The sequence below is a fragment of the Desertibacillus haloalkaliphilus genome, from assembly GCF_019039105.1.
In the GTDB taxonomy this organism is placed as follows: domain Bacteria; phylum Bacillota; class Bacilli; order Bacillales; family KJ1-10-99; genus Desertibacillus; species Desertibacillus haloalkaliphilus.
Genome location: NZ_JAHPIV010000274.1, coordinates 1 through 393, shown reverse-complemented (window position 1 = coordinate 393; position 393 = coordinate 1). Strand labels below are relative to the sequence as shown.

The 393-nt window shown below is 52.9% G+C and carries 1 protein-coding gene; it reads right to left on the bottom strand.

What is annotated here, in order from left to right; translation table 11 throughout:
- Window positions 1-393: hypothetical protein (locus tag KH400_RS29930; RefSeq protein WP_217228228.1), on the bottom strand; the 393-nt coding region annotated here is incomplete at both ends.

Below are 393 nucleotides of genomic sequence, written 5' to 3'. Positions count from 1 at the left end.
TCTTTCCTTCTCTCTCCTCCCCTTCCCTCTTTCCCTTTTTTCCTTCCCCTCTCCTCCCCCTCTTCCCTTCCTCCCTTTCTCCTCTCTCCCCTCCTCTTTTCCTTCCTCCCTCCCCTTTTCCTTTCCCCTTTTTCCTCCTCTCCCCTCTCCCTCCCTCTCCCTTTTTTTCCCCTTTTCTTCTCCCCCCTTCTTCTTCTTTCTTTTCCCTCCCCCCTTTTTTCTCCCTCTTCCCTCCTCTCCCTTTCTCTCCTTTCTTTTCCCCTCCTCCCTTTCTTCCTCTCTTCTCCCTTCCCCTCCCCCTCTTCCTCCTCCTCTTCCCCTCCCCTCTTCCCTTTTCCTCCCTCTCTTTCTCCTCTTCCCTCTTTCCTCTCCTTTTCTCCTCTCCTTTTTTTT